This window comes from uncultured Limnohabitans sp. (assembly GCF_937889215.1).
Classification (GTDB): Bacteria; Pseudomonadota; Gammaproteobacteria; order Burkholderiales; family Burkholderiaceae_C; genus Limnohabitans_A.
This window is the reverse complement of record NZ_CALBEX010000360.1, coordinates 1-2,490: the sequence shown is the minus strand read 5'-3', so window position 1 is coordinate 2,490 and position 2,490 is coordinate 1. Positions and strand designations below refer to the sequence as shown.

The 2,490-nt window shown below is 59.0% G+C and carries 3 protein-coding genes; all 3 read left to right on the top strand.

The features are described 5' to 3' along the window. On the top strand, positions 1-891 hold an 891-nt coding region (locus Q0341_RS09260), incomplete at its 5' end, for an ABC transporter ATP-binding protein (protein WP_299512422.1). Between the two features lie 56 nt (positions 892-947). Further along, positions 948-1,520: an extracellular solute-binding protein gene (locus Q0341_RS09255; RefSeq protein ID WP_299512421.1), complete on the top strand. Its 573-nt coding sequence runs from the start codon at positions 948-950 to the stop codon at positions 1,518-1,520. 67 nt (positions 1,521-1,587) lie between these two features. Beyond that, entirely contained in the window at positions 1,588-2,250 is a 663-nt protein-coding gene (locus tag Q0341_RS09250; RefSeq protein ID WP_299512419.1) for a hypothetical protein, read from the top strand. Positions 2,251-2,490 lie beyond the last annotated feature (240 nt).

Here is a 2,490-nt window from a genome sequence, read left to right as displayed (position 1 = left end):
GGGCCCTCAGGCTGTGGCAAAACCACGCTGTTGCGAATGATCGCGGGTCTGGAGGACATTACAAGCGGCAGTTTGGAAATCGGTGAGCAAGAAGTGAACGACCTGCCACCGAGTGAACGCGGCGTGGCGATGGTGTTCCAAAGCTATGCGCTCTACCCACACAAAACGGTCTTCGACAACATGGCCTTTGGCTTGAAGATCGCGAAGGTCCCCAAGGACGAGATCAAACGCCGGGTGAACGAAGCCGCTGAAATCCTTCAGCTAGGCGAGTATTTGCAACGCCTGCCCAAGGCCCTATCGGGCGGTCAGCGCCAGCGCGTGGCGATTGGTCGTGCGATTGTGCGCAACCCCAAAGTGTTCCTGTTTGACGAGCCGCTGTCCAACTTGGACGCCGCGCTGCGCACCAAAATGCGCGTCGAACTGGCCACACTGCACCGCCGCTTGGGCGCGACCATGATTTATGTGACACACGATCAGGTCGAGGCCATGACCATGGCCGACAAGATCGTGGTGCTCAACAAGGGGCGCATTGAGCAGGTCGGTGCGCCATTGGATCTCTACCACCGCCCGGCCACGCGCTTCGTGGCTGGCTTCATCGGTTCGCCACAGATGAACTTCATTGAAGGCACACACGCCCAAGCCCAAGGGGCGCATTGTGTGGGCGTTCGCCCTGAGCACCTCCAACTGAGCAACGATGGTCCGATTGCGGGCACCTTGCGCCACGCCGAACTGCTGGGCAACGAGACTTTTGCCTACATCGATGCCGGTGCGCTGGGTGAACTAACCGCCCGGCTCGAAGGTTCTGTCACGGTGCAGCCGGGCGAATCCGTTCGTCTGGGCTACCGGCCCGAGCACCTCTACCGCTTCGATGCCAATGGCTTGCGAATCTGATTTTTTTAACCCGCTTTGCGGATGGTCCGTAAGGCTTTTTCTAGGAGACAAGCAAAATGTTCAAAACCACCACCATCGCAGGCGCCGCTTTACTGGCGCTGGGCAGCTTGGGTGCCACCGCCCAAGCCGCCGACTACAAAGGCCCCAACCTCAAAGGTGAGACGGTCACCATCACCTGTCCTTGGACCGGCGCCGAGGAAACCGTCTTCAAAAAAGTCATTGCCAACTTTGAAAAGGCCACCGGCGCCACGGTGAAGCACTCGTGCTCACAAAGCTCCGAGCAACAAATCGTGATCGACATCAAGGCCGGCTCACCATCGAACATCTCGGTGTTCCCTCAGCCCGGCTTGGCTGCCAACATGGCCGCCATCGGTGGCCTCACACCCTTGGGCAACAAGGCCCGCGACTGGGTCAAGGCCAACTACGCCGCAGGCAGCTCTTGGGCCGATCTGGGCACCTACAAGAGCAAAGCAGGCAAAGAAGAGTTCTACGGCTTCTTCTACAACGTGAACGTCAAGAGCTTGGTCTGGTACATCCCTGAGAACTTCAAGGAAAAGGGCTACAAAGTGCCCAAGTCCATGGAAGAGCTGCAAGCCCCTGACACAAAAAATCGCCGCCGACGGTGGTAAGCCTTGGTGTATTGGTTTGGGCTCGGACGCGGCCACCGGCTGGCCTGCCACCGACTGGGTTGAGGACATGATGCTGCGCACCCAGAGCCCCGCCGTCTACGACGAGTGGGTCAGCAACAAGATGAAGTTCAATGACAAACGCGTGGCGGATGCGATCGAAGCCTACGGGTGGTTTGCCCGCAACGATGCCTATGTCGATGGTGGCGCCAAGGCCGTGGCCACGGTGAGCTTCAAGGACAGCCCCAAAGGCATGTTCAGCTCACCGCCCAAGTGCTACATGCACCGTCAAGCTTCGTTCATCCCGGCCTTCTTCCCTGAAGGCAAGGCAGACGACGCCGACTTCTTCTACTTCCCGTCATACGCCAGCAAGAAGCTGGGGAATCCCGTGTTGGGTGGTGGCACGATCATGACGATCACCAAAGACAGCAAGGGCGCCAAGGCCTTCATGGAATACCTGCAGCACCCACAGTCTCACGAGATCTGGATGGCTGAAGGCGGCTTCCTGACCCCTCACAAGGGCGCTGATCTGGCCAAGTACAAGACCAAAGCCCTGCGCAAGCAAGGCGAAATTTTGCAAGGCGCCACCACCTTCCGTTTTGACGGCTCCGACCTGATGCCCGGCGCCGTGGGTGCTGGCAGCTTCTGGAAAGGCATGGTCGACTACTCGGGTGGCAAGTCCGCTCAAGCCGTGGCCAACGACATCCAAAAGAGCTGGGACGCTTTGAAATAAAGCCTCAACGCCCCTGTCATGTGGTGATCCCGCTGGATTGGCTCTGTCAATTCATCGGGAGCCCAAGGCGCGATATGGGCTCGCAAGCTGCTTTTTTTATTTGTTGATTTTTGATCTGGCGCCGAGCTCTGCCTCCCCCGACCATCTACCGGTGACCGCTGCACCCCCCTACTCCACACCCTGCACACCCCCATCCCCCAACCCCTTCCACGCACCATCCTGGCTCTCCCACAAGCCCCC